The organism is Pseudoruegeria aquimaris, assembly GCF_900172235.1.
Taxonomy (GTDB): Bacteria; Pseudomonadota; Alphaproteobacteria; order Rhodobacterales; family Rhodobacteraceae; genus Pseudoruegeria; species Pseudoruegeria aquimaris.
In genome coordinates this window covers 1-24,700 of the sequence record NZ_FWFQ01000009.1, presented here as the reverse complement: position 1 = coordinate 24,700, position 24,700 = coordinate 1, and the positions used below count along the sequence as shown (strand labels likewise).

Genomic DNA, 24,700 nt, shown 5'->3' with positions numbered 1-24,700 from the left:
GGTTCCACGCTGTTTGTATAGCGCGAATTCCGGTATCGGCCGGATTTGTGGAAAAGAAATGCGCTCACCCCTTTTTCGTGGGGCGAGAGCATCGGCGTGTTTGACCGCCGCGCATCTCCCGCTAGGCTCGTGAGCAGGTGCAAGGGAGGCGCATTCATGAAGAAAACACTCATCATCGGCACGCTGTGCTGCGGGATCGCGGGCTTAGCAGGTGCCGCTGAACAGGCGGCCATCGACGGCTGCATCGACGAGCTGCGCCGGGTCGGTGGCCCGGACGGGCAGGGCGGGGAGGTCGTGTCATCCGAGTTCAGCGAGGCGGCGACGCGCGTCACGCTGAAGGATCGCGGCGGCTCCGTCTGGAGCTGCCTCGCCTATTCCGACGGCACGGTGGAGGAGTTGCGCGTGGTGAATGCCGCCGATGACGGTGGCGGCGCCATGGCGGGCGCGCCGGCCGGGGCGGGCGAGACGGTGACGGAAGCGGTGCGCTTCGCATCGGGCACCACCGGGGCCGAGCTTGCGGGCAGCCTGCCGCCGGGGGCCTCGCACCGCTACACGCTGGGCGCGAAGGAGGGGCAGTTCCTCTACGTGCGCGTCGCCGCCCGGGGTTCTGCGCTGGATTTCCAGATCTTCAACCCCGACGGCTCCTTCCTGCTCGAGATGATCCCGAGCGACACGGAATACCGCGGCCAGCTCTGGCAATCGGGCGAACACGTCGTCGAGGTCATCAACCGCGGCAACGACACCCGCGGCTACAACGTGATCTTCGGGATCGAATGAATCGAGGGGCGCAGGTGCGTGCCGAAAACGGAGGGAGGAAGACGATGAAGAAACATGCCGTGGCCGGTGTCGGCCCCGAAGCTGCACTGCAGTCCGCGCGGGTGAGGGAAACGCCAGCACCCGGCCTGCCCGCGGAGGAGCGCTGAAAGATGCACATCAACCTCGCACACGCGCTCGTCACCGCGCTGCTGATCTTCGCCACCTACGCGGCGCTCTACAGGTTCGGCGTCCTCAAACCGGGCGAAGAGCGGCGGTTCAACTGGAAGGTCGTCGCGGCGGTCGCAATGGTGGTATTCCTGTTCAATCTCGTCTGGCCGGCCTGAGCGGGCACGGCCTCAAGGCGTAAGCCTACGGTCATCAGAAACGCGAAAAAGGGGGCGGTTTCCGCTCCCTTTTTCCTTGTGAGATTTTTTCCCTCGGATCGCGACGGAACCGGCGCGCCCACCCGTATCAGCGGCATTGCAACAACGTGCCATGGGGGGCGTGACATGAATTTTCACAGGGCAGGCATTGCCGTGGCGGCCGTGGTGCTGAGTGCACCGGCGGCCATGGCACAGGCAGAGGCGGACGGGTTCAACCCGTCCGCCTTGGTGGGAGAGCCGCAGCGCGTGGCCTGCACGCTGGAGACGGGCGTGGAGGCGGAATGCCTTGAGTTCACCGTGAAATACAAACCGGACGATCTGGAGATCGGGCCATTCTGCCCGGCCACGATCGAAGAGGCGGGCGGGATCTGGCACTGGACGGGGCAGGAGGCGCCCGGCGTCTACCGGATCGACGGCGGCTTCCTCGCCTTCCTCGCCGAGCAGGGCTACGTGATGTATGACGCCGAGGGCACCGTCTTCATCGATGACCTCCAGGGCGAACGCCGATACGACAACGCCTGCCTCGCGGCGGCGCAGGCCGAAGAGGTGACCGTCACGATGCGCCTGCCGCTTTCGCCGGTGATGGCGGAAACGCCGACGCCGCTGGGCACCGTGGCCAAGGTGGGCGTGGGGCTGGACGGTGTGCCGATCTTCGCCGATGCGCCCACGGTCGAGGCCACCGGCAACATGCCCGCGCTGGATGATTGCGGCGGCCACGTGGATCCGGGCGGCTGGTATCACTGGCACGCCACCGCGAGCGACATCACCGGCCTGCTGTCGGCCGCCGGGGTGGAGTCCGCCTGCGCGGTGCCGCAGGATCCGACCGCCCAGTTCGGCTATGCCTTCGACGGTTTCGCGCTCTACGGCCACCTTGAGCCGGACGGCAGCACACCGGTGGGGCTTGACGCCTGCAACGGCCATGCCGCGCCGCTGCAGGAGGGCGGCGCGCCCGTCTATCACTACCACGCCAGCGAAGAGTTCCCGAACCTGCCGGGCTGCCTCGTCGGTGTGGTGGCGGAGGGCAATTTCACCACCACGGCGGCGCAGGGCATCGGCTCGGCCGGCGGCCAGGGCGGGCCCGGTGGCCCCAATGGTCCCGGTGGCGTTCCGCCGGGGTTCGATGCGGCGGCCGAGGCGCTCGGGGTGCCGGTTGAAACACTGGTTCGGGCCGTGCAGGCCGCCGGAGGCCCGCAGGCGGCGCTCGCCGACGTGGCCGAGGCGCTGGGGGTGAGCGAGGCGGACATGCGCGCCGCTCTTCCGGCCCGCCGCTGAGCCATGCCGGGCCGCCTGCGGCGCGGCCCGGCGACAGGAGCGGGGAAGGCGCTGGACCCATCGCCTTCCCCGCGCAGGGCCTTGCGCGCATGTCCGCCCTTTTTCCGGCCCTTGACCTTCCAGTTGCTGGAATAGCTATCTGAAGGGCAGGCCGCACAACGGAAAGGACGCCGGACATGTCACTCACGCGCCGCGAGGCCCTGTTGGGCGGCGGGATGGCCGGGATCGTCTCCCTCGGCGTCCCGTCGCCCCTTTTCGCCGCAAGCCCGGCTTTTCCGCTGCTCACCGCCCGCGAAGGCGCGGTGCGGATCGCGCCGGAAGGCTACCCCGAAACCGCGATCTGGGGCTACGACGCCACGGTGCCCGGCCCGGTGATCCGGGTGAAGCAGGGCGCGCGGGTACAGCGGCGCTTCCGCAACGATCTGGCCCGTCCCACGGCGGTGCACTGGCACGGCATCCGCATCGACAACGCCATGGACGGGGTTCCGGGCATGACGCAGGCCGCCGTGGTGCCGGGCGGGGCGTTCGACTACGATTTCGTCGTGCCGGATGCGGGAACCTATTGGTATCATTCGCATAACCAAAGCCAGGAGCAGGTGGCCCGCGGGCTCTACGGGCCGCTGATCGTGGAAGAGCCCGAGGCGCCGGACGTGGATGCCGACGTCATTCTCGTGGTGGATGACTGGCGCATGACGCAGGAGGCGCAGATCCACGAGAGTTTCGGGCAGATGCACGATCTGGCCCACGGCGGGCGTATCGGCAATTACACCCAAGCGGTGCTGCTGCCCGCGCAATCCGCGCTCAGGCGCCACGACCGGCTGCGCCTGCGTCTTATCAACCCGGCCACCGACCGCATCATGGTGCTGTCGCTTCAGGGGCTGGAGGGCTGGGTGATGGCGCTGGACGGGATGCCGCTGGCAGCGCCCGAGCCGCTGGGCCGGATCACTCTGGCCCCGGCGCAGCGGGTGGATCTCTTCGTGGACGTGACCGCCGAGGCGGGCGGGCTGGCCACGCTCGTGCAGCACGAGCGGGACGGGGGCTTCGCGCTGCTCGATCTGCCTGTGACCGAGGGCAGCCGCAGCCGCCGCGGTGCGCCCGCGCCGCTGCCGCCCAACCCCGGCACGCTGCCGGTGGCGGAGGCGGGGAAGCGCCAAGAGCCGCTGTTGATGGAAGGCGGCGCCATGGGCGGGCTTGCCCGGGCGCGCCACCAGGGGGAGATGCTTTCGATGCGCGACCTGGCGGCGCAGGGCCAGCTCTGGGCGTTCAACGGCGTCGCAGGGATGACGCCCGAGCCCTGGCTCAGGCTTTCGCGGGGCGAGGCGGTGCGCATCGAAATGATCAACGACACCGCCTTTCCCCACGCGATCCACCTGCACGGACATCATTTCCGCGAGGTTCTGGCAGGCGGCGGCTACGGCCCGATACGCGACACGATCCTCGTCGATGCGGCCGCGCGCCGAGAGGTGGTGCTGCGGGCGGAGAATCCGGGCAAGTGGATGGTGCATTGCCACATGCTGAGTCACCAGATGGCGGGCATGATGACGTGGTTCGAGGTGGCCTAGCCGCTGCCCCCACCGCCAACGAAAAAGGGCGCCGGAAACCGGCGCCCCTTCTTTTGCTTTCAGCAAAGAAACTTACTGAAGATCTTTCATGCGGCCTTCGTTGATCTCGGCCTCGGCGGCTGCCACGGCCTCGGTGAGGGCGTTGAAGATCTCTTCACCGCCGTCGATGTTGGCCTTGAACCAGTCGTAGACCGGCGCGGCGGCTTCCTTGAAGGCAGCCTTTTCTTCCGGCGTCGGCACGTAGAGATCGCCGCCACCGGCCACGAAATCCTCGTAGGCCTGGATCGACTTGCGCTTGGGCGAGGCGAAGGTGGCCTGTTGCAGCGCGTAGAAACCATCCACCACGACGCGGCGCAGATCCTCGGGCATGGACATGAACTTGTCGTTGTTCATCCACCACAGCGCGCCCATGTAGGCGTGGCCGTCAAGCGTGACGTATTGCAGGCCGGCATCGGGGAACTTCATGCCCATGATGTCGGTGATGCCGTTCTTGGAGCCTTCCACGACGCCGGTCTGGAAGGAGGTGAACAGCTCGGGCCACGGGATCGGGGTCGGCGAGGCGCCGAGGGCCTTCACCAGTTCCTGCGGCAGATCGGCGACTACGGTGCGGATCTTAAGGCCGGCCAGATCCTCGGGCTTCTGCACGCGGCGCTTGGTGTTGGCGAAGTTGCGCCAGCCACCGGTGTTGCCGATGGTCATCAGGCGGATCATGCCGTTGGAATCTTCCAGTGCCATTTCGCGCATCTTGCGGGTGAAATCACCCTGAAGCACGGCTTCGGCCACACGGTCGTCGGCCATCAGGTAGGGCAGATCGAGCACCTGCACGTAGGGGAAGATGCCGGAGGCGCCGCCCGAGGTGGAGATGTAGACGTCGATCGAGCCGTCGGCCACGCCCTGCAGGCATTCCGCGCCCTTGGAGCAGAGCTGGGTGCCGATGAAAAGTTCCACCTCGATGGCACCGTTGGAGGCGCTTTCGACGTAGTTCTTGAAGACGACGAGACCGTCGTAGTCCTCATCGTTCTCGTTGGAGTTCGCGGTTGCGCGGATGGTGAAATCCGCGGCCGCCGCCGACACCGCGGTGCCGGCCAGCATCGTCGCCACCATGAGCGACTTCAGTGTTCCCTTCAGCATTTAAAACCTCCCTGTTCTATGCATATGGGTCAGTTCACAAACCCCGTGAGGCGGGGGATTGTCATGGAAATGGCCGGGAAATAGGTGATCAGGAAGATCACCAGGATTTCGACGGCCAGAAATGGCAGGATGGCCTTGGCGATGCTCTCCACCCGCTCGCCCGAGACGGAGGAGGCGACGAAGAGCACGAGGCCCATGGGCGGCGTGGCGAGGCCCACGGTGAGGTTCACGCTCATGATGATGGCGAAATGCACCGGGTCCACGCCGAGATCCACGAAGATGGGGCCGAGGATCGGGCCGAGGATGATGATCGCGGGGCCGGCATCGAGGAACATGCCCACGATGAACAGCAGCACGTTGATCAGGAACAGCAGGATCAGCGGGTTCTGGCTGAGCCCGAGGATGAATTCGGCCAGGATCTCCGGCGTGTGGCTGAGGCTCACCACCGTCTTGAAGGCCATGGCGGCGCCCACCAGCAGCAGCACCACCGAAGAGGTCAAGGCTGATTTGTAGAGGATGCCGGGGATGTCGCCCACGCGGATCGTGCGCAGCACGAAGAGCCCGATCACCAGCGCGTAGGCCACGGCCACGGCGGCGGCCTCGGTGGGGGTGAAGACCCCGGCCAGGATGCCGCCCAGGATGATGACCGGGGTCATCAGCGGGAAGAAGGCCTTGAGGCTGGCCTGCCCGCGTTCGGGCCAGGTGTATTTGCGCGAGGCGACGGGGAAATCGTAGCGGTCGGCCATGAACTTGATCATCACCATCAGCCCGATGCCCACCAGTGCGCCGGGCACGATGCCCGCGAGGAAGAGCGCGGCCACGCTTTCGCCCATGACGTAGGCGTAGATGATCATGATGCCCGAGGGCGGGATGATCGGGCCGATCACGGAGGAAGCGGCGGTGATGGCGGCGGCGAAGCGGCGGGTGTAGCCCTGTTTCTCCATCGCCGGGATCAGCATCGAGCCAAGCGCCGAGGTGTCGGCCACGGCGGAGCCCGAAAGCCCGGCGAACAGCATCGAGGACAACACGTTCACATGCGCTAGCCCGCCGCGCAGGTGGCCCATCATCGCCTGCGAGAATTCCACCAGCCGCTCGGTGATGCCGCCCCGGTTCATCAGCTCGCCGGCGAGCATGAAGAAGGGGATGGCCATGAGCGGGAAGCTGTCCATCCCGTTGTAGACGTTGCGGTAGAGCAGGGCGAGATCGCGCTCCTGCCCGTTGAGCCAGAGCAGCAGGCCGGGGGCGGCCAGCATCCCGAAGAAGACCGGCAGGCCGATCATCAGGAAGACGAGGAAGAGCGGCAGGAACCAGACAAGCATGATCAATCGGCTCCTGCGAAGGCGACGGGGATCGGGCGCAGCTCGGAGCCGCCGCCCAGAAGGGTGATGAGATCGCGCAGGATCAACTCGATGTTCACGGCGATCAGCAGGATCAGCCCGACGAAGAGCGACATGTACATCCACGCGAGCTTGATCTTCACGGTTTCCCCGCCGATCAGCCCCAGCGGCAGCTTGAGCGTGGAGGAAGCGAAGAGCCAGCCGGAGTTCACGTGCTTGTATCCGAACTGCGCCCCGACAATGAGCACGGCGAGCGACACCACCAGCAGGAACAGTCCAAGCAGGGCGCCGGCCCGCTTCGGCAGCGCCTGTTCGAGCATGTCGATGGCCACGAAACCGCCCTGCCGGTAGGCCGAGGGCGCCACGAGGCCCGTCATCCACAGCATCAGGAAGCGCGCGGCCTCATCGGGCCAGGGCAGGGCGTTGTTGAGCACGTAGCGGAAGAAGACCTGCAACAGGATCGCGACGACCATCAGGGCCACGGCCACGACACCGATCCAGCGACCGATGCGCAGCACGAAATCGTTTACCAGTTGCAGGGGCGTGAGCAGCCCGAACAACAGCGCCATGCGCGTCCTCCCTCTGTTCGCCCGGCGGCGGCTGAGATGCCGCGGGCCTTGAACGCGGCCGGGTGCCCTTTGGCCCGGCCGCGGAATTCCTTTTCAGTGCCCGGGCGCGAAATGCCCGAACTGGCCGCTGGAAAACAGCAGCGGTTCACCCTCGCGCAGGGCCGCCCGCTTGACGCGTCCGACGATGATCGAGTGGTCGCCGCCATCGAACACGGCATGCCTGCGGCATTCGAAACGCGCCAGGCAGCCCGCAAGCAGCGGCACGCCGTCGGCGCAATCGGCCCAATCCAGCCCGTCGAAGCTGTGATCGGGGCGCGCGAAGGTCTGGCACAGTTCCATCTGGTCCTCGCCCAGCACGTGGATGGCGAAATCCTCGGCCGCGATGAAGGCCTCGTAGCGCTTGGAGGCCTTCGCCGGCGACCACAGCACCAGGGGCGGATCCAGCGACACCGAGGCGAAGCTGTTGGCGGTGATGCCGATCGGCCCCTGCGGCGTGCGCGCGGTGACGACGGTCACGCCGGTGGCGAAGCGCCCGAGCGCGTTGCGGAACGTTTTGGCGGTCTCCGGGCCGGGTGTGAAGCTTTCCATGGTCTGGCTCAGGCCTCCGTCTGCCATCAGGGCACCTCGTCCCCGAGGGCTTCGGTGTAGAGCGTGAACCAGAGCTCGCGCGTCATCTCCACCTTCAGAGCATCGCCCAGGGCACGCACCCGGTCCAGATTATTCGTGCCCAGCACGGGCAGGATCTCGGCGGGGTGGGCCAGCAGCCAGGCCACGGCCACGGCGGTGGCATCGACGCCGAACTGCGCGCCGGTTTCTTCCAGCATCTTGTAAAGCTTGGCATTTTCCGGCGCGAACAGCGCGCCGCCCGCCAGCGGGGACCACGCCATCGGCTTGATCTTGCGCTCCTGCAGGTAGGCGAGATCGCCGTTGGTGAGCGCCTCGTGCGCCAGAAGGCTGATCTCGATCTGGTTGGTGACGAGCCGGTTTTCCATGTTGGATTGCAGCAGCGTCCAGTCGTGCAGCTTGAAGTTGGACACGCCCACGGCCCTGGCCTTGCCCGAGGCCACGACCTCATCGAGCGCGGCGCCTGTCTCGGCCGGGTCCATGAAGGGGTCGGGGCGGTGGATCAGCAGCAGGTCCACGTGATCGATCGCCATCGCCTTCAGCGAGTTCTCAAGCGAGCCGATGATGTGGGCGCGGCTGGTGTCATACATCTTCACCGGCTTGTGGGCGAAGGGCCCCATCGGCAGAACGATGTCGCACTTCGTCACGATCTCCATCTGGTCGCGCAGGGAGGGGGCCAGCTTCATGGCCTCGCCCATCACCGCTTCGGACTGGTAGCCGCCGTAGATGTCGGCCTGGTCGAAGGTGGTGATGCCCTGTTCGAGGCAGGCTTCGATCTTGGCCTGCACATGGGCCGGGGAGGTATCCTCGGCCTCGGCAAGGCGCCACATCCCGTAGACGATGCGGGAAAATTCGAGACCTTCGGAAAGGGTTGCGCGTTTCATCAGCGGCGGACTCCTGCGCCAAGCGGCGTCATCGGTGTTTCTTTGGGCACGCGCCCGTAGGCTTCGGGCAGCGAGCAGGTTTTCATCTGCGGCAGCACGCGGCTGCCGAAGTGCCTGCACTCATCGATATGCGGATAGCCCGAGAGGATGAAGGCCCGGATGCCCATTTTCTGGTAGTTTTCCAATTCGCTCAGCACCTGGTCGGTGGAGCCCACGAGCGCCGCGCCGCAGCCCGAGCGCGCCCGGCCCACGCCCGTCCAGAGATGGGGCTCGATGAAGCCTTCCATGTCGGCGAGTTCGCGGTTCTTGGCCTGGTGGGACACGCCCAGCGAGCCCGAATCCAGCGCCCGTTCGCGGATCGCGCGGCCCTGCTCGTCGTCGAGCTTGGAGACGATGTATTGCGCATACTCCCGCGCCTCGGCCTCCGTGTCGCGCACGATGACATGGACGCGCAGGCCGTAATCGAGCGTGCGGCCGTATTCGGCGGCGCGTTCGTGCACGGCCTTCATGCGGCCGGCAAGGTCGTCCTTGGTTTCGGGCCACATGAGATAGACGTCACAGTGCTGCGCACAGAGGTCGAGCGCGGCGGGGGAGTAGCCGCCGAAGTAGAGCAGGGGGCCGCCGTTCTGCTGGTAGGGTTTGGCGGGATCGGTGGTGAGGCCCTCGAAGGTGTAGACCTCGCCCTTGTAGGTGATCTCGTCCTGCGTCCAGGCCTGCTTGAGGATCTCCACCACTTCGCGCGAGCGCTGGTAGCGGTAGGCGCTGTCGGCCTTCTCGCCGGGAAAATCGGAGGAGATGATGTTGACCGTGAGCCGCCCCTTCAGCATGTGATCGAGCGTGGCCAGCGTGCGGGCCAGCATGATCGGCTGCATCTCGCCGCAGCGCACCGCGGCCAGCATGTTGATCTTCTCGGTGATCGGCGCGCAGCCCGCGACGAAGGAGAGCGTATCCTGCCCGACCTGGTAGGACGAGGGGCAGAGGATGTTGCGGAAGCCCTGCGATTCGGCCTCTTTCACGATGGCGGAGCAATGCTCCCAGGAGGAGCGCAGCGCGCCGTCGGGCACGCCCAGGAACTGGTAGTCATCGGAGCAGAGCGCCGAGAACCACGAGACTTCCGCGGCGTCTAGATCAGGGGATGTGATGGGAACGATGGTCATCTGAACTCCTCCGCGGACCCTCGAAATTTGTTCTTGCGTAACACCCGCTTTGATGTAGATCAATGGTGTATCAATTTTTTCCGGACGCGACGGGATTGCCACATGAAAAGCCAGGCGGCGCTGCCGCTCTACGTGCAATTGAGCGAGCTTCTGATCCGGGAGATCAGGGCCGGCCGCCTGCGTGACGGCGAGCGTCTGCCGCCGGAGCGGGAGATGGCGCAGAGGCTCAACACCTCGGTGGGCACGCTGCGCAAGGCCTTGGCCGATCTCACCGAAAAGGGGATGCTGGATCGCGTCCAGGGCTCCGGCAACTACGTGCGCGCCAAGGACGAGGCGATCAGCGTCTATGCCTTCCTGAAGCTGGAACTGAAAGAGGGCGGGGGGCTGCCCACGGCCGAGGTGCTCTCGGTGGAGCGGCTGCCCAAGCCCGCCGATTTCCCCGGATTCGGCCCCTCCGAGGAGGGCCACCGCATCCGCCGCCTGCGCAAGCTCAACGGGCAGCCGGCGGCGGTGGAAGAAATCTGGCTCGACGGCAGCCACGCCCGGCGCATCGCGCCGGAGGATCTGTCGGAATCGCTCTACCTCTACTACCGCACTCGCCTCGGGCTCTGGATCGCCCGCGCCGAAGACAAGGTGGGCGTGGGCGAGGTGCCCGACTGGGCACCGGAGAGCTTCGGGCTGGCCCCGGGCGCGACGGCGGGATTCATCGAACGGATCAGCTGGTCGCGGGATGAAACGCGCGTGGAATATTCCCGCACCTGGTTCGATCACAACACGGCGCGCTACTTCGCCCGCCTGAAATAGGACAAGACCATGACAGAGACAGTCAGCTATGGAATCATCGGCTGCGGCATGATGGGGCAGGAGCACATCCGCAACATCCAGTTGCTGCCGGGCGGACGCGTGGAGGCGATCGTGGAGCCCGATCCGGGCATGCGCGCCGAATGCGAAGCGCTGGTGCCCGGCGTGCGCTTCTGCGAGAGCATCGCGGAGCTGCTGTCCATCGAAGCGCTGGACTGCCTGCTGATCGCCTCGCCGAACTACATGCACGTCGAACAGCTCGAAGAGATCGCCGCCACCCGCGCGTTGCCGATCCTCGTGGAGAAGCCGCTCTATACCGCCAACGAGGATGCCGCCCGCGTAGCGGCCTTCATGGCCTCCTACCCGGCGCCCGTCTGGGTGGCGATGGAATACCGCTACATGCCGCCGGTGGCCAAGCTGCTGGAGGACGCCGAGGCGGTGACGGGCGGCATTCGCATGCTCACCATCCGCGAGCACCGCTTCCCCTTCCTGCACAAGGTGGGCGCCTGGAACCGGTTCAACGCCAAGTCCGGCGGCACTCTGGTTGAGAAATGCTGCCACTTCTTCGACCTGATGCGCCTGGCGCTGCAGAGCGAGCCGGTGCGGGTGATGGCCTCGGCCGGGCAGGACGTGAACCACAAGGACGAATCCTACGAAGGCGCGGCCCCCGACATCTGGGACAACGGCTACGTGATCGTGGATTTCGCCAACGGCGCCCGCGCCATGCTGGAGCTGTGCATGTTCGCCGAAGGCTCGCGCTACCAGGAAGAGATCACCGCCGTGGGGCCGGCGGGCAAGATCGAATGCCTCGTGCCGGGGCCGGGGCGCTTCTGGCCGAAGGATCTGGGGGAGCCGCCGGTGCCGCAGGTGATCGTCAGCCCGCGCCACCCCAAGGGCCCGCGGGTGCTGGACATCCCGGTGGATCCGACGATTCTCGACGCCGGGGATCACAACGGCTCTACCTACTACCAGCATCAGAAGTTCCACGCCGTGGTGCGCGGGCAGGCGGCGCCGGAGGTCACGCTTCAGGACGGCGCGATGGCGGTGGCCATGGGGCTGGCGGCGCAGGAAAGCGCGCGCACGGGGCAGGCCGTCCAGCTTTCGGCGGTGACCGCCGGGCTGGCGCAGGCCTGTTGAGGCAGGCCGCCGGGCGGAGCGCCGTTGCACAATGCACACGTTCGCGAAGGAAGCACGCCGCGTGATCTTGCGCGGCGTGCCGTTTTCGGGCTAGCGGCAACCATGACTGACGAAATCAAGATCGACCCGCCACTCAACACCATTCGCGGCCTCGTGCAGGACGTCGTGGAACACATGGACACGCTGGCGCAGCAGATCCGCGACAAGGAGGGCTCCATGGCCGTGCGCCCCTCCGACATCCGCACGCTCCAGCACATCGTGCGCCGGCCGCGCACGCTCAACGATCTCTCCGAGGCGCAGGGCATTTCACGCCAGGCCGCCCACAGCTCGGTGCAGCGCCTGCTCGAAAAAGGGCTCATCGAGTTCGATTTCGTGGAGGGCTCCAAGCGCGACAAGGTGGCACGGATGAGCAAACTGGGCCACGAGCTGCGCACCAAGCATTCGCGCAGCTTCATGGCCGCCGAAGAGCGCATCGCCGAGATCATCGGGCGCGAGAAACTGGAAGACCTGCGGGCCACGCTGGAAAAGATCGCCCGCGAGTTCTGATACCCGCCGCCGCGGTGGCGATCGGGGGCGATCGAGGGCGTTCGGTGGCGTTCGGGGAAGGACCCTTCCGAACGAAAGAAAGCCGCACCCGGCACAGGCTGGCCGGATGCGGCTTGGCCCATGCGCCCTGATCCCCATCCGGGCGCGCAGGCGTGCAAGCGATGACCAGCATGCCACAGGCAATCAAAAGCACCGGTCTCCCGGCCTTTCCCCAGGACCGCCCGGGCGAGATCATCACTTGGTCGGGTCAGCTCCGGCGAACGGCCTTCCGTGGCGTGGGCGGGAAACAGGTAAACCGCCGTGGCCGCCATCCGCCGGAAGATCACCAACCCTGGGAAAACGAAAGAAAACGGTGGGTTGCGGATCTCTGTGTCTGACAGAACAGATATGGGGGGGGCTCGTTTTAATATCAACCCGGATTTACGAAAAAAACATCGCGCGCGGAAAGTTTTTGCTGTCTGCACTTGGCCGAAACGCGCAGCCCAAAACGCGAAAACCCCCGAACCTCGGCGGGGAGATTCGGGGGGGGCAACCGCCGCGAGTGAGTGACATATCTGACAGTGATGCAGGGCGGAGGGGTGTTCTGTTCGCATGCCGAAAGTTCGGGGAAGTAGACCGGTGCGGAGACAGGGACAGGCCTCCGCACCGGTGAGGTGCCAACACGTCACTCGTTACAGGTGATCGCGCCTCCATCAGAGGGCAACGCGGAAGCGGCGATCGTTACCAAGGCGACCGGGTGAACCAGGTGAGGGAGGAGGTTTCTGGTTCATCACCTCTTGTTGACGAAGCAGATATGGGAAGCCCCCCGGCGGCCTTCAATGGGCCGGAAGACAAAAATGCGAAAAATCTTTCGCGGCGCGATGTAATCGTTTACATCAGGGTTCAGGTCACCAGCGCGAGTCGATCCCAGCGGCCGCGCGGCGCAAGAGGAGGGCGCGCACCATGGCAGAGAACCCGATCCTGCGGGGGTTCAACCCCGATCCTTCCATCTGCCGGGCCGGCGATACCTACTACATCGCCACCTCCACCTTCGAATGGTATCCGGGCGTGCGCATCCATCGTTCGCGCGATCTGGAAAACTGGGAGATCGCGGCGATGCCGCTGGATCGCGCCAGCCAGCTCGACATGCGGGGCAACCCGGATTCCGGCGGCATCTGGGCGCCCTGCCTCTCCTGGGCCGACGGGCTGTTCTGGCTGGTCTACACCGACGTGAAGCGCATCGACGGCAACTACAAGGACGCCCACAACTATCTCGTCACCGCCCCGTCGATCGAGGGGCCGTGGTCGGATCCGGTCTATCTCAATTCCTCGGGCTTCGATCCCTCGCTCTTCCACGATGAAGACGGGCGCAAGTGGCTGCTCAACATGGTCTGGGATCATCGCGGCACGCAGCCCCGCCGCGATCCGCCGCGCGGGCTGTTCGGCGGCATCATCGCGCAGGAATACGATCCGCAGGCCCGGCGGCTCATCGGCGACATCCACGAGATCTTCACGGGCAGCCCGCTCGGCATGACCGAAGGCCCCCACCTGCTGCGGCACGGAGGGCGCTACTACCTCTGCACCGCGGAAGGCGGCACCGGCTATGAACACGCCGTCACCTACGCCCGGTCCGAGGCGCTGACGGGCCCCTACGAGCTGCACCCCGAAGCCCATGTGCTGACCGCCCGCCACGCGCCGGACAACGCGCTGCAACGCGTCGGCCACGGCCAGCTCGTGGACACGCCGGACGGCCGCTGGTTCCACACCTTCCTCTGCGGGCGCCCCTTGCCGGGGCGCAACCAGTGCCAGATGGGGCGCGAGACCGGCATCGAAGAGGTGGAATGGCGCAGCGACGGCTGGCTCTACAGGAAGGGCGGGGGCATGGCGCCGGCCGGCACGGGCGCGCCACGCCGCGAAGTCGCCCACACCCCGCTTGCAAGCGGGCCGCTGCCGCTGGATTTCCAGTGGCTGCGCAGCCCGTTTCCCGAGCGGCTGTTCTCCTTCGATGCCCGCCCCGGCTGGCTGCGCCTGTTCGGGCGCGAGAGCATCGGAAGCTGGTTCGAGCAGGCGCTGGTGGCCCGGCGCCAGACGGAGGCGCAGTGCAGCGCCGAGGTGACGCTCGCCTTCGATCCGCCGGATTTCCAGGCCCAGGCCGGGCTCACCGCCTACTACAACCGCCACAAGTTCCACTACCTCTGCCTCACGCGCGGCGATGACGGCGCGCGGGTGCTGATGATCCAGTCCTGCGCGGGCGACTGGCCCGAGGCCGCGCTCATCTTCCCGCTGGGCGACGGCGTGCCGGCCCCGGACGGTCCGCTGGAGCTGGGCCTCGACATCGCCGGCGCCACCCTGCAATTCCGTTTCCGAAGCCCCGGCGCCGCGTGGCAGCCGATCGGCCCGGAACTGGACGCCGGGGTGCTGTCGGATGAAGGCGGCCGCGGCGAGCACGCCAGTTTCACCGGCACGTTCCTCGGCATGGCGGCACAGGATCTTTCCGGGCGCGCCACGCCGGCGGATTTCCGGGATTTCCGCTACCGCTGCGGCGATGGCACCGCGCCATGAGTGCTTGAGTCCGCCCGCGCCCTTCCCTTATCCTGTGGCAAAACAGGGCAGGGGCAGAAGATGTTGACGAAAATGACGGGGTGGCGCCTGCGCGGCGCGGTGATGGCCCTGGCCGTGGGGCTCTCGGCCTGCGCGCCGGTGCCCTTCGATCCGCAGCCGCCGGTCACCCGCGCCGCGCCGCCGGCGAAGACAGGTGAGTTGGCCGCGCTCTCGCGGGAGGTCCACCGCCGCGCGCCGGGGCAGACGGCCTTCCTGCAACTGCCTGACGGCAACGATGCGCTGGCCGCCCGCCTGCGCCTGATCGAAACCGCGACGCAGACGCTGGATCTTCAGTATTTCCTCGCCAAGCCCGATCACGCCGGTGCACTGATCGGGGCGATGCTGCTGGACGCCGCCGACCGCGGCGTCAAGGTGCGCCTGCTGCTGGATGACGTCTTCACCACGACGCGGGACAGCGAACTCGCGGTGCTCGACAACCACCCCAACGTCGAGGTGCGCATCTTCAACCCGTTGGCGCGCAGCCTGCCGACGGCGGTGAACTACCTGCTCGATTTCGCCCGCGTGAACCGGCGGATGCACAACAAGCTCTTCATCGCCGACGGCGCCGCCGCCATCGTCGGCGGTCGCAACATCGCCGATGAATACTACCAGCTCGACACCTCCTCGGAGTTCGCCGATTTCGACATGATGCTCGCCGGGCCGGGGGTGCGGCAGATCTCGGACGCCTTCGATCTGTTCTGGAACGACCGCTGGTCGGTGCCGGTGGCGCGGCTGAACGTGCGCGAAAGCCCGGAAGAACTGGCCGAGGTGCGCAAGGCCTTCCTCGCCAACGCGGCCCAGGCGGAGGCAGGCATCTACCGCAAGGCCATGAACGCACCGCTGCTGCGCGAGTTGAGCACCGGCGAGCGCCGCTTCGAATTCGGCGGCATGAAGGTCGTCACCGACTCGCCGCGGAAACTGCGCGTGCGCGTGCCGGAAGGCGAACGCGCCACGGCCGATGCGCTCTTCGCCCTGATGGGGCGCGCGCAGGAGGAGGTGATCCTCTACACGCCCTATTTCGTGCCGCAGGCCTACGGCGCCGATTTCTTCCGGCGACTGGCCCAGAAGGGCGTGCGCGTGCGCATCGTCACCAACTCGCTCGCCGCCACCAACCACGCCTACGTCCACGGCGGCTACTATCCCTATCGAAAGCGCCTGCTGGAGGCCGGCGTCGAACTCTACGAGGTGCGCCATGACGTGCCCAAGGTGCTCGGCACCGTGCCCGAGGGCTCCGACATCCACCTGACCATGCACACCAAGGCCGCCGTCATCGATCGGCGCCACGTCTTCGTCGGCTCGCTCAACTTCGATCCGCGCTCGATCAAACTGAACACCGAGGTGGGAGTCTTCATCACCGACGAAGGTCTGGGGCGGGAAGCGGCCGAGAACTTCGATGCCGGCGTCGCCGATTACACCTATCGCCTGACCCTGACGGATACGGGTGATCTGCGCTGGATCTACACCGGCGCCGGGCGTTCGGAGGCCTACGGCCGCGATCCCGGCGCGGGGCTGCTCGCGCGCATGGTGGCCGTCATGGCCCGCATCCTGCCGGTGGAAGGGCAGCTCTGAGCGAGGGGCCGCGGCCCACTTTGTTCGGCAAATATCCCGGGGGAGGCCCCGCACGGGGCCGGGGGCAGCGCCCCCTTTCCCGCGGTGCGCGGGGCTACTCGCCCGAGGCCTCCAGCGTGACGGTCTGGCGCAGCGCGCCGCTGCGGCGGTCGTAGATCAGGATTCGGTCATCCTTCGTCACCACCGCGTACCAATCGGGCGCCTGGGTGAAGGCGATGGCCTCGGCCCCCTGCGGCAGGGCGATGCTTGCGGGCAGGTCCGGGCTCTGGCGCACTTCGCGGAAGCGGATGACAATCAGCGCGATGATGATTACAACGCCGGCGATCATCGTCAGCGTGAGCGCCAGCACCAGCCCGCGCAGAAACCGCACCATCGCCGGATCCACCTCCGGCCCCGGAGTATCCTGTTCCATGTCCGAGCCTTCCTTCAGCCTCTTGCGCGTCACCATCGCCGCGGATCCGCCGCGCCGCCTTGATAAGGCGCTTTCGCGCGACGTGCCAGAGGAAGCGGCGCTGAGCCGTTCGCGGCTGGCGAAGCTCATCGAGGCGGGCGAGGTGCGCCGCGGCGGCGAGGCCCTCACCGACCCGCGCGCCAAGGTGGCGGAAGGCGACGAGATCGAGATCCGGATCGCCGAGGCCGCCGAGAGCCACATCCTGCCCGAGCCGATCCCGCTCGAGATCCTCTTTGAGGACGACGACCTGATCGTGGTCAACAAGCCCGTGGGCATGGTGGTGCACCCGGCGCCGGGCACGCCCTCGGGCACGCTGGTCAACGCGCTGCTGCACCATTGCGGCGATGCGCTCTCCGGCGTCGGTGGGATGAAGCGCCCCGGCATCGTCCACCGCATCGACAAGGAAACCTCCGGCCTGCTCGTCGTGGCCAAGAGCGACCGCGCCCACCACGGTCTGGCGGAACAGTTCGAGAAACACACGGTGGAGCGCCACTACAACGCCATCGTCTACGGGGTGCCCGATGCCAGCGATCCGCGCCTGCGCGGGGTGAAGGGCGTCTCCTTCGAGCCGGGCAACATCCTGAAGGTCACCACCCAGCTTGCGCGCCACAAGACGGACCGCCAGAAACAGGCCGTCTGCTTTTCCGGCGGCCGCCATGCGGTGACCCGCGCGCGCATCCTCGAAAGCTTCGGAACGCCGGGCGTGGCCGCGCTGATGGAATGCTGGCTGGAGACCGGGCGCACCCACCAGATCCGGGTGCACATGGCCCATGCCGGCCACGGGCTGATCGGCGATCCCACCTACGGTGGAAAGCGCAAGCTCAACGCCAAGGCACTTCCACCCGCCGCCATCGCGGCGGTGCGGGAATTTCCCCGCCAGGCGCTGCACGCCGCGACGCTGGGCTTCATCCACCCGGTCAGCGGGGAGGCCCTGCGCTTCGCCGCGCCGCTGCCGGCGGATATGGTTGAGCTTGTTGACAAACTTCGCGCCCCCGCCGCAGGCTGACGCGAGGCGGAAACACTCTGCCTGACAAAGGCGGGGAGGGTGCTGGTGCTCTATTTCGAAGTCGAGACATGGTGGCTGATCAGCTACGGCATCCAGCTCCTGACGGTGCTGCGGGTGCTGCTGCGCGAAAACCGCTCGCCCACCGCGCGGCTGGCCTGGATCGTCTGCATCATGGCCATCCCCTGGCTGGGGATCGTGCTCTATTTCTTCTTCGGCGAGGTCAGCTTCGGCCGCAAGGACGTGGCGCGGATGCAGAGCATCCTTGCCGCCCTGCCCAAGACGCCCCCGGGCCAGCCGCCGCTGCCCCCGCCCGACATCCCGATCCTGCACCGACAGGCCTTCGCCCGGGCCGCCTCGGTGAACGGCTTCCGGCCCTGCGGCGGCAACACCGCCGAACTGACCGGTGATTCCAATGACGCCATCGAGCGGCTCGTGGCCGACATCCACGCCGCGAAGGATCACGTCCACCTGCTGTTCTACATCTGGCTGACCGACACCAACGGGCTGCGCGTGGTGGATGCCTGCGCCAAGGCGGCGGCGCGGGGCGTCACGGTGCGGGTGATGGTGGACGGCATGGGCTCGCGCGCATTGCTGGCTTCCGACCACTGGGAGGTGATGCGGGCGGCCGGGGTGAAATGCGGCGTGGCCTTCTCGCTGCGGCAGGCCTGGATCCACCTTCTGTTCAAGCGCATGGACATCCGCAACCACCGCAAGATCGCGGTGATCGACAACCGGATCACCTACTGCGGCAGCCAGAACTGCGCCGATCCGGAGTTCCGCGTGAAGCCGAAATTCGCCCCCTGGGTGGACATCATGGTGCGGCTCACCGGCCCCGTGGTCTGGCAGAACCAGGTGATCTTCGCCGGCGACTGGGAAAGCCATACCGGTGAATCCATCACCCATCTGCTGGACGATCCCATGCCCTACACCGAGGGCGGTTTCCCGGCCATCGCGATCGGCACCGGCCCCACCGAAAGCTTCCAGGCGGTGCCCGACATCTTCCAGAATCTCGTGGCCAGCGCGCAGGAGGTGGTGACGGTCACCACGCCCTACTACGTGCCCAGCGAGGCGCTGAACGGGCGGCTCTGCTCGGCGGCGATGCGGGGGGTGAAGGTGCGGCTGATCGTGCCGAAGAACAACGATTCCGCCCTCGTGCGCATGGCCAGCCACAGCTACTACCTCTCTCTGCTGCGCTGCGGGGTGGAGATCTACGAATACCGGCCGGGCCTGCTGCACTCCAAGCTGCTCACGGTGGACGGCGAGGCGGTGCTCTTCGGCTCCGCCAACCTCGACAGGCGCAGCTTCGACATCAACTTCGAAAACTGCATCCTCGCCAGCGACCGCGGCCTTGCCGGCGAGATCGACGCGCGGCAGGCGGAATACCTGCGCGACAGCGATCAGGTGACGCTGGCGGAGGTCGAGGCCTGGCCACTCTACCGCAAGCTGCTCAACAACACCTTCGCCACCATGGGCCCGCTCCTGTAGCGCGGCGGCGGGCCTTCTGCGCTCAACAGCGCGTGATGTGGCTGAAACGCGGGGCGAAGGGGGCTGGTGGGCCGCCGGAAAACCCTCCATCCTGCGTAACAACACATGAAGGCAGCGGCGCCCGCGCCCGCCGTGGCCTTGAACTGGATCGCGCGGGTGCCTATCTGGCATGTTAACTGAATAAACATTGGGACAAGAAAGGGGGAGCACTGATGAGCAATTACGCCAATCTTCCCGCACCGTCGCCTGAGCAGGGCCTCAACCGTTACCTCCAGGAAATCCGCAAGTTCCCCATGCTGGAGCCGGAAGAGGAATACATGCTGGCGAAGGCCTGGGTGGAGCGCGGCGATACCGAGGCCGCCCACAAGATGGTGACGAGCCACCTGCGGCTCGCCGCCAAGATCGCCATGGGCTACCGGGGCTACGGCCTGCCGCAGGCCGAGGTGATCTCGGAGGCCAACGTGGGCCTGATGCAGGCGGTGAAGCGGTTCGACCCTGAAAAGGGTTTCCGGCTGGCGACCTACGCCATGTGGTGGATCCGTGCCAGCATCCAGGAATACATCCTGCGCAGCTGGTCGCTGGTGAAGCTGGGCACCACGAGCGCCCAGAAGAAGCTGTTCTTCAACCTGCGCAAGGCGAAATCCCGCATCGGCGCGCTGGAGGACGGCGACCTGCGCCCGGAGAACGTCAAGAAGATCGCCGAGGATCTGAACGTCACCGAGGATGAGGTGATCTCCATGAACCGGCGGATGTCGGGCGGGGATGCCTCGCTGAACGCGATGATCGGCTCCGATGGCGACGGCGCCACCGAGTGGCAGGACTGGCTGGAGGACGAAGACGCCGACCAGGCCACCGCCTACGAGGAAAAGGACGAGCTCGAGGGCCGTCGGGAGCTTCTGGCCGAGGCCATGGAAGTGCTGAACGAGCGCGAGAAGGACATCCTGATGCAGCGCCGCCTTCAGGATCAGCCGGTGACGCTGGAAGAGCTGTCGGGCCAATACGGCGTGAGCCGCGAGCGCATCCGCCAGATCGAGGTGCGGGCCTTCGAGAAGCTGCAGAAGAAAATGCGCGATCTCGCGCGGGAAAAGGGCATGCTCACGCCTGTCTGATCTTGCGCGTGAGCCGCTGGATGGTAGCCTCCCTGCGAAATCAGGGAGGCTATTTTCATGCAGGCTGTTGTGAACTGGGGCATTCTGGGCGCGGCGAAATTCGCGCGCGAGCACATGGGGCCGGCGATCCATGCCGCCAAGGGCGCGCGGCTGGCGGCGCTGGCCACTTCATCTGAAGATAAAGCCAGCGGTTTCAAGGCGTTCTGCCCCGATCTTAAGGTGCATCTCTCCTACGACGATCTGCTGGCGGACCCGGGGATCGATGCCGTCTACATCCCGCTGCCCAACCATCTGCACGTGGAATGGGTCAAGAAGGCGGTGGCGGCGGGCAAGCATGTGCTCTGCGAAAAGCCCATCGCGATGAAGGCCGAAGAGATCGACGAACTGATCGCCCTGCGCGATGCTTCGGGCCTTTTGGTGGCCGAAGCCTACATGATCGTGCACCACCCGCAGTGGCAGCGCGCCCGCGAACTGGTGCAGACCGGCGCCATCGGCGAGCTGATGCACGTGGACGGCTTCTTCACCTACGACAATCGCGCCGACACCGCCAACATCCGCAACCGCCCCGAAACCGGCGGTGGCGCCATCCCCGACATCGGCGTCTATACCTACGGGTCCGCCCGCTTCGTGACGGGGCAGGAGCCGGAGCGCGTCACCGCGCAGATCACGCGGGAAAACGGCGTGGACGTGGTGAGCCACGTGCAGGCGCAGTTTCCGTCGTTCACCTATGCGGCCACGGTGTCGATGCGGATGTTCCCGCGGCAGGAGATGACCTTCCACGGCACGGAAGGCATCGTGCGGCTCACGGCGCCCTTCAACGCCAATGTCTATTCCCAGGCCGAAATCGTGGTGGACCAGCCCGGCATGGCCAAACGCATCGAGCGCTTTCCGGGCCTGAACCACTACGTGCTTCAGGTGGAGAATTTCGGCCGCAGCCTGCGCGAAGGCGCGGCCTATCCGTGCCCGCTGGAGTTTTCGCGCGGCACCCAGGCGATGATCGACATGATCTTCGCCGCGGAGTAGGGCGGGGGCTCAGTCGAACTGCAGCCGGGTTTCGTTCAGGATGATCCGGTAGACGCGGTAGATGTAGACGAAATAGGCGAGGCCGAAGGTCACGATCGTCAGCAGCCACCAGATCAGCGCCGAGACGATCACGCTCCTCAGCGAGATGTCGCAGACCATCTGGCCGACGCGGTTGCCGTCCAGATCGATCACCTGCGTTTTGTTCAGCACCACTTTCGGCAGGTAGAAGGGAAAGAGAAAGGCGGCGAGCCCCAGCGTGACGATGGTGAGCACGAACCAGAGGATCGCGTTCAGGATCGCATCGACGACGGAGAAATCGCATTGCAGGCGGAAGGCATTGTGAAGAATGGTGGGCATCGGGCAATTCCTGGCAGAAACGGTTTTGCCCGAGTTGAACGCGGGACGGGCTTGGTGTGCAAGCTGTCTTTCGTCATTTTCTGCCGGTTTGGCCCTGTGTCGGCTCCAACAGGAGAGCGAAGGGCAGCGCCCGAACCGGGGCGGAAGCGAAGCGCCCGCCCTTGGGGCGGAGCGGGCGCTGCCCGGCGCGCCGCCGTGCGTTTCACCGCAAGCGGGGGAGATCCTGCGCGAAAAAAGAAAAGCCCCGCGCACAGGGCACGGGGCTCGTCGGAAAAGGCTCAGGCCAGCCGGATCAGGCGTTGGCTTCGCGGATCTTGTCGGCGGCTTCCTTGGAGTAGGCCACGCCGTTCTTTTCGAACAGCGCATCCAGTTCGCCGGAAAGCGTCATCTCGGTGACGATGTCGCAGCCGCCGATGAATTCGCCCTTCACGTAGAGCTGCGGGATCGTCGGCCAGTCGGAGTATTCCTTGATGCCCGAGCGGATGGCCTCGTCGGCCAGCACGTTTACATCGGTGTACTCCACGCCCATGTAGTTCAGCACGCCGGCCACGCGCGAGGAGAAGCCGCATTGCGGCATGGATTTGGTGCCCTTCATGAAGAGCACCACGTCGTGGGCCTTCACGGTTTCGTCGATCTGGGTCTGTGCGTCAGACATTGCGTCTATCCTTTTTCTGCGGCTCTCAGTCCGGTGCTTTGGTGGTGAGCGCCAGTGCGTGCAATTCGCCGTGGCTGCCGTCCATCTTGCCCTTCAGGGCGGCGTAGACGGCGCGCTGCTGCTGCACGCGGTTCTGGCCGCGGAAGCTTTCGTCGATCACCTCGGCGGCGTAGTGATTGCCGTCGCCGGCGAGGTCGGTGATGGTGATTTTCGCTGCCGGGAAGGCGGCGCGGATCAGAGATTCGATCTCATCTGCCTGCATGGCCATCGGTGGGTTCCTTTCCTCTTGGGGCGAACCTAGTCCTGTGTGCGGGGCTCTGCAAGGGAGCCCGGCGCGGCAAGTTCGTTTCGCAGCGATTTGAGAAAGGCGCCGACGGCATCGAGCCGGCCTTCCGCCTCCAGATCGTGCAGGGTGGCGAGCGTCCAGCCCTCGGGCGGCGCGGCCAGCGCAGCGGCGAGGGCATCCAGCCGGGCGCGCGATGGCGCACCGATCGGCAGATTGCGGGCGAGGCCGAGCAGTTGCAGCGCCTCCTGGAGCCGGCGCATCAGGCGGAAGCCCTCCATCATCGGCCCGGCGAGCGCGGGATCGTCACGCCAGCTGGCGCCGGCGAAAAGCTCCTGCGTGACCCGCTGGCCCGCGCCGGCGCAATCATAGGCGACGCAGCCGGGGAAGCCGGCCTCGGAGAGGGTGTCGTGGATGGAGCAGAGATGGCCCGCGAGGTTGGGGCAGGGGGTGCCGGCGGGCTTGGAGATGCCGAAGCGCGCCCCGGCATCGAAATGCAGCGCAAGGCAGCAGAGCGCGGCGCAGCGGCCGCACTCCGCCGTGAACGCGGGATCAGGCGACGGCCTCGGCAAAGCTCGTCCGATAGATCGTTGCCAGATCGGCCAGCGGCGCGGAGGTGCCGCCGAAGCTCACCTCGTCGCCACCGAAACGGCCCACGGTTTCCATGTGCAGCCCGGCCTGGCCCGCGGCCGCCATCAGCGCCTCGGCCTGGTCGAAGTTGCAGGCGATCAGGTAGCGGCCCTGATCCTCGCCAAAGAGGAACGGAGTGTCTCCGGAGTCGAGCGTGACGCCCACGCCGGCGGCCTCGGCCAGTTCGAAGGCGGCCAGCGCCAACCCGCCGTCGGAGAGATCGGTGCAGGCGGTGATGAGCGCGGCATTGGCGCGGATGAATTCGCCATGGGCGCGCTCCTTGGCCAGATCCACCGCCGGGGCATCGCCCTCTTCGCGGTTGAACACCTCGGCCAGCAGCGCGGACTGGCCCAGGTGGCCCTCCGTTGCCCCCAGCACCAGCGCCACGTGGCCCTCGCGGACCTGCCCGGTGATGGCCTCGTCGATATCGGCGATCAGCCCCACCGCGCCGATGGTGGGGGTGGGCAGGATCGCGGAGCCGTCGGTTTCGTTGTAGAGCGAGACGTTGCCGGACACGATCGGCATGTCGAGCGCGGCGCAGGCTTCACCGATGCCTTTGATCGCGCCCACGAACTGGCCCATGATCTCGGGTTTCTCGGGGTTGCCGAAGTTGAGGTTGTCGGTGGTGGCCAGCGGCTTGGCGCCCACGGCGGTGAGGTTGCGGTAGGCTTCGGCCACCGCCTGCTTGCCGCCCTCGGTGGGGTTGGCCTTCACGTAGCGCGGCGTCACGTCGGAGGTGAAGGCCAGCGCCTTGCCGGAGCCGTGCACGCGCACGATGCCGGCGCCGAGGCCGGGGGTGCGGGCGGTATCGGCCATGACCATGGTGTCATACTGCTCGTAGACCCATTGCTTGCCGGCGTAGTTTGGAGAGGAGATCAGCGCCTTGAGCCCGTCTACCGGGTTGACCTCGGGCACGTCGCCCAGCGGCGCGGCAGGAGGGGTGGGCACCCAGGGGCGATCGTATTCGGGTGCGGTGGAGGAGAGCTTGGAGAGCGGCAGATCGGCCTTCACCTCGCCGTTGTGCTCGATCAGGAAGCGGTCCTCGGCGATGGTCTCGCCGACGATGGCGAAATCCAGATCCCATTTCTCGAAGACGGCGCGGGCCTCGGCCTCTTTCTCGGGCTTGAGCACCATGAGCATGCGCTCCTGGCTTTCCGAGAGCATCATCTCGTATGCCGTCTTCTGCTTGAAAAAAAAAAGCAAGAGCGCAAGGTGGAGGCGGAAGCCAAACTTGCCCTAGCCGCCCATATCCACGGCGGGGAAGGTGAGGGTGGCAGCGGCCCGGTCCTGGCACGGGAGAACGGGTCCGGGTTGCAGAATGTGGAGAGCGGCTGCGGTCAGGAGGTCCGCGTGCAGGGGGTCGACCACAGACAACATGGGGCGCGTATGTGCG

The 24,700-nt window shown here is 66.6% G+C and carries 24 protein-coding genes and 1 pseudogene; 13 read left to right on the top strand and 12 right to left on the bottom strand.

Features of this window, described 5'->3' with window-relative positions; genetic code table 11:
* Positions 1-156 precede the first annotated feature (156 nt).
* From PSA7680_RS07795 to PSA7680_RS07785, 4 genes are all read left to right on the top strand, one after another.
* A complete protein-coding gene (locus tag PSA7680_RS07795; protein WP_085868120.1) occupies positions 157-777 on the top strand; it encodes a hypothetical protein in 621 nt (206 codons plus the stop codon).
* 149 nt (positions 778-926) lie between these two features.
* Positions 927-1,100, top strand: coding sequence for a hypothetical protein (locus PSA7680_RS18700; protein WP_176244098.1), 174 nt, complete (start codon positions 927-929; stop codon positions 1,098-1,100).
* 165 nt (positions 1,101-1,265) lie between these two features.
* Positions 1,266-2,411 carry a YHYH protein gene (locus PSA7680_RS07790; RefSeq protein ID WP_085868118.1) on the top strand — a complete coding sequence of 382 codons (1,146 nt, stop codon included), beginning with the start codon at positions 1,266-1,268 and terminating at the stop codon, positions 2,409-2,411.
* 176 nt (positions 2,412-2,587) lie between these two features.
* A complete protein-coding gene (locus PSA7680_RS07785; protein WP_085868116.1) occupies positions 2,588-3,973 on the top strand; it encodes a multicopper oxidase family protein in 1,386 nt (461 codons plus the stop codon).
* 72 nt (positions 3,974-4,045) lie between these two features.
* On the opposite strand, the gene PSA7680_RS07780 is transcribed toward PSA7680_RS07785, so the two are convergent.
* From PSA7680_RS07780 to PSA7680_RS07755, 6 genes are all read right to left on the bottom strand, one after another.
* Positions 4,046-5,104 carry a TRAP transporter substrate-binding protein gene (locus PSA7680_RS07780; protein ID WP_085868115.1) on the bottom strand — a complete coding sequence of 353 codons (1,059 nt, stop codon included), beginning with the start codon at positions 5,102-5,104 and terminating at the stop codon, positions 4,046-4,048.
* A gap of 29 nt (positions 5,105-5,133) precedes the next feature.
* A complete protein-coding gene (locus PSA7680_RS07775; protein WP_085868114.1) occupies positions 5,134-6,423 on the bottom strand; it encodes a TRAP transporter large permease in 1,290 nt (429 codons plus the stop codon).
* A gap of 2 nt (positions 6,424-6,425) precedes the next feature.
* Positions 6,426-7,010, bottom strand: a complete 585-nt coding sequence (locus PSA7680_RS07770) for a TRAP transporter small permease (RefSeq protein WP_085868113.1) — start codon at positions 7,008-7,010, stop codon at positions 6,426-6,428.
* Between the two features lie 93 nt (positions 7,011-7,103).
* Positions 7,104-7,625 carry a flavin reductase family protein gene (locus PSA7680_RS07765; RefSeq protein WP_085868112.1) on the bottom strand — a complete coding sequence of 174 codons (522 nt, stop codon included), beginning with the start codon at positions 7,623-7,625 and terminating at the stop codon, positions 7,104-7,106.
* On the bottom strand, positions 7,625-8,518 hold the full coding sequence (locus PSA7680_RS07760; RefSeq protein ID WP_085868111.1) for an aldo/keto reductase: 894 nt from the start codon (positions 8,516-8,518) through the stop codon (positions 7,625-7,627). The genes PSA7680_RS07765 and PSA7680_RS07760 overlap by 1 nt, the downstream gene beginning before the upstream one ends.
* Positions 8,518-9,675: an LLM class flavin-dependent oxidoreductase gene (locus PSA7680_RS07755; protein WP_085868110.1), complete on the bottom strand. Its 1,158-nt coding sequence runs from the start codon at positions 9,673-9,675 to the stop codon at positions 8,518-8,520. The genes PSA7680_RS07760 and PSA7680_RS07755 overlap by 1 nt, the downstream gene beginning before the upstream one ends.
* Before the next feature lie 102 nt (positions 9,676-9,777).
* On the opposite strand from PSA7680_RS07755, the gene PSA7680_RS07750 reads away from it, so the two are divergent.
* The 5 genes from PSA7680_RS07750 (at position 9,778) to PSA7680_RS07730 (ending at position 16,308) form a co-directional block, all read left to right on the top strand.
* Positions 9,778-10,479 carry a GntR family transcriptional regulator gene (locus PSA7680_RS07750; RefSeq protein WP_085868109.1) on the top strand — a complete coding sequence of 234 codons (702 nt, stop codon included), beginning with the start codon at positions 9,778-9,780 and terminating at the stop codon, positions 10,477-10,479.
* A 9-nt stretch (positions 10,480-10,488) separates the two neighbouring features.
* Positions 10,489-11,613, top strand: a complete 1,125-nt coding sequence (locus tag PSA7680_RS07745; protein ID WP_085868108.1) for a Gfo/Idh/MocA family protein — start codon at positions 10,489-10,491, stop codon at positions 11,611-11,613.
* Positions 11,614-11,715: 102 nt separating this feature from the next.
* Entirely contained in the window at positions 11,716-12,159 is a 444-nt protein-coding gene (locus PSA7680_RS07740; RefSeq protein WP_085868107.1) for a MarR family winged helix-turn-helix transcriptional regulator, read from the top strand.
* 942 nt (positions 12,160-13,101) lie between these two features.
* Positions 13,102-14,700: a glycoside hydrolase family 43 protein gene (locus PSA7680_RS07735; RefSeq protein ID WP_085868106.1), complete on the top strand. Its 1,599-nt coding sequence runs from the start codon at positions 13,102-13,104 to the stop codon at positions 14,698-14,700.
* 60 nt (positions 14,701-14,760) lie between these two features.
* Positions 14,761-16,308 (top strand): phospholipase D-like domain-containing protein, encoded by a 1,548-nt coding sequence (locus PSA7680_RS07730; protein WP_085868105.1) that lies wholly within the window; start codon positions 14,761-14,763, stop codon positions 16,306-16,308.
* A 94-nt stretch (positions 16,309-16,402) separates the two neighbouring features.
* Here the strand turns inward: PSA7680_RS07730 and PSA7680_RS07725 are convergent, their stop codons facing one another.
* Positions 16,403-16,720, bottom strand: coding sequence for a DUF6476 family protein (locus PSA7680_RS07725; RefSeq protein WP_085868104.1), 318 nt, complete (start codon positions 16,718-16,720; stop codon positions 16,403-16,405).
* Here PSA7680_RS07725 and PSA7680_RS07720 point away from each other — a divergent pair.
* The 4 genes from PSA7680_RS07720 to PSA7680_RS07705 all read left to right on the top strand — a co-directional run bounded on the left by PSA7680_RS07720 (position 16,719) and on the right by PSA7680_RS07705 (position 21,382).
* Positions 16,719-17,765, top strand: coding sequence for an RluA family pseudouridine synthase (locus PSA7680_RS07720; protein ID WP_085868103.1), 1,047 nt, complete (start codon positions 16,719-16,721; stop codon positions 17,763-17,765). The genes PSA7680_RS07725 and PSA7680_RS07720 overlap by 2 nt on opposite strands.
* A 39-nt stretch (positions 17,766-17,804) precedes the next feature.
* A complete protein-coding gene (gene cls / locus PSA7680_RS07715) occupies positions 17,805-19,250 on the top strand; it encodes a cardiolipin synthase (RefSeq protein ID WP_085868102.1) in 1,446 nt (481 codons plus the stop codon).
* Between the two features lie 212 nt (positions 19,251-19,462).
* Positions 19,463-20,359: an RNA polymerase sigma factor RpoH gene (rpoH, locus tag PSA7680_RS07710; RefSeq protein WP_085868101.1), complete on the top strand. Its 897-nt coding sequence runs from the start codon at positions 19,463-19,465 to the stop codon at positions 20,357-20,359.
* Positions 20,360-20,416: 57 nt separating this feature from the next.
* A complete protein-coding gene (locus tag PSA7680_RS07705) occupies positions 20,417-21,382 on the top strand; it encodes a Gfo/Idh/MocA family protein (RefSeq protein ID WP_085868100.1) in 966 nt (321 codons plus the stop codon).
* A 9-nt stretch (positions 21,383-21,391) separates the two neighbouring features.
* Here the strand turns inward: PSA7680_RS07705 and PSA7680_RS07700 are convergent, their stop codons facing one another.
* The 5 genes and pseudogenes from PSA7680_RS07700 to PSA7680_RS19200 form a co-directional block, all read right to left on the bottom strand.
* The gene (locus tag PSA7680_RS07700; protein ID WP_245824522.1) at positions 21,392-21,739 is read right to left on the bottom strand and encodes a DUF6693 family protein; all 348 of its coding nucleotides are present in this window, start codon (positions 21,737-21,739) and stop codon (positions 21,392-21,394) included.
* 292 nt (positions 21,740-22,031) lie between these two features.
* Positions 22,032-22,394 carry a Grx4 family monothiol glutaredoxin gene (grxD, locus tag PSA7680_RS07695; RefSeq protein ID WP_085868099.1) on the bottom strand — a complete coding sequence of 121 codons (363 nt, stop codon included), beginning with the start codon at positions 22,392-22,394 and terminating at the stop codon, positions 22,032-22,034.
* A gap of 25 nt (positions 22,395-22,419) precedes the next feature.
* Positions 22,420-22,662 (bottom strand): BolA/IbaG family iron-sulfur metabolism protein, encoded by a 243-nt coding sequence (locus tag PSA7680_RS07690; RefSeq protein WP_085868098.1) that lies wholly within the window; start codon positions 22,660-22,662, stop codon positions 22,420-22,422.
* Positions 22,663-22,691: 29 nt separating this feature from the next.
* A complete protein-coding gene (locus PSA7680_RS07685; RefSeq protein WP_085868097.1) occupies positions 22,692-23,249 on the bottom strand; it encodes a hypothetical protein in 558 nt (185 codons plus the stop codon).
* A pseudogene (locus PSA7680_RS19200) lies at positions 23,230-24,700 on the bottom strand (AIR synthase-related protein); the annotation flags it as partial. The pseudogene PSA7680_RS19200 and the gene PSA7680_RS07685, both read right to left, overlap by 20 nt.

Bases quoted from the DNA above. Each gene is read 5' to 3' on its own strand.
- PSA7680_RS07795 (WP_085868120.1), top strand. From the start codon at position 157: ATGAAGAAAACACTCATCATCGGCACGCTGTGCTGCGGGATCGCGGGC.
- PSA7680_RS18700 (WP_176244098.1), top strand. From the start codon at position 927: ATGCACATCAACCTCGCACACGCGCTCGTCACCGCGCTGCTGATCTTC.
- PSA7680_RS07790 (WP_085868118.1), top strand. From the start codon at position 1,266: ATGAATTTTCACAGGGCAGGCATTGCCGTGGCGGCCGTGGTGCTGAGT.
- PSA7680_RS07785 (WP_085868116.1), top strand. From the start codon at position 2,588: ATGTCACTCACGCGCCGCGAGGCCCTGTTGGGCGGCGGGATGGCCGGG.
- PSA7680_RS07780 (WP_085868115.1), bottom strand. From the start codon at position 5,104: ATGCTGAAGGGAACACTGAAGTCGCTCATGGTGGCGACGATGCTGGCC.
- PSA7680_RS07775 (WP_085868114.1), bottom strand. From the start codon at position 6,423: ATGCTTGTCTGGTTCCTGCCGCTCTTCCTCGTCTTCCTGATGATCGGC.
- PSA7680_RS07770 (WP_085868113.1), bottom strand. From the start codon at position 7,010: ATGGCGCTGTTGTTCGGGCTGCTCACGCCCCTGCAACTGGTAAACGAT.
- PSA7680_RS07765 (WP_085868112.1), bottom strand. From the start codon at position 7,625: ATGGCAGACGGAGGCCTGAGCCAGACCATGGAAAGCTTCACACCCGGC.
- PSA7680_RS07760 (WP_085868111.1), bottom strand. From the start codon at position 8,518: ATGAAACGCGCAACCCTTTCCGAAGGTCTCGAATTTTCCCGCATCGTC.
- PSA7680_RS07755 (WP_085868110.1), bottom strand. From the start codon at position 9,675: ATGACCATCGTTCCCATCACATCCCCTGATCTAGACGCCGCGGAAGTC.
- PSA7680_RS07750 (WP_085868109.1), top strand. From the start codon at position 9,778: ATGAAAAGCCAGGCGGCGCTGCCGCTCTACGTGCAATTGAGCGAGCTT.
- PSA7680_RS07745 (WP_085868108.1), top strand. From the start codon at position 10,489: ATGACAGAGACAGTCAGCTATGGAATCATCGGCTGCGGCATGATGGGG.
- PSA7680_RS07740 (WP_085868107.1), top strand. From the start codon at position 11,716: ATGACTGACGAAATCAAGATCGACCCGCCACTCAACACCATTCGCGGC.
- PSA7680_RS07735 (WP_085868106.1), top strand. From the start codon at position 13,102: ATGGCAGAGAACCCGATCCTGCGGGGGTTCAACCCCGATCCTTCCATC.
- PSA7680_RS07730 (WP_085868105.1), top strand. From the start codon at position 14,761: ATGTTGACGAAAATGACGGGGTGGCGCCTGCGCGGCGCGGTGATGGCC.
- PSA7680_RS07720 (WP_085868103.1), top strand. From the start codon at position 16,719: ATGTCCGAGCCTTCCTTCAGCCTCTTGCGCGTCACCATCGCCGCGGAT.
- PSA7680_RS07725 (WP_085868104.1), bottom strand. From the start codon at position 16,720: ATGGAACAGGATACTCCGGGGCCGGAGGTGGATCCGGCGATGGTGCGG.
- rpoH (WP_085868101.1), top strand. From the start codon at position 19,463: ATGAGCAATTACGCCAATCTTCCCGCACCGTCGCCTGAGCAGGGCCTC.
- PSA7680_RS07705 (WP_085868100.1), top strand. From the start codon at position 20,417: ATGCAGGCTGTTGTGAACTGGGGCATTCTGGGCGCGGCGAAATTCGCG.
- PSA7680_RS07700 (WP_245824522.1), bottom strand. From the start codon at position 21,739: ATGCCCACCATTCTTCACAATGCCTTCCGCCTGCAATGCGATTTCTCC.
- grxD (WP_085868099.1), bottom strand. From the start codon at position 22,394: ATGTCTGACGCACAGACCCAGATCGACGAAACCGTGAAGGCCCACGAC.
- PSA7680_RS07690 (WP_085868098.1), bottom strand. From the start codon at position 22,662: ATGGCCATGCAGGCAGATGAGATCGAATCTCTGATCCGCGCCGCCTTC.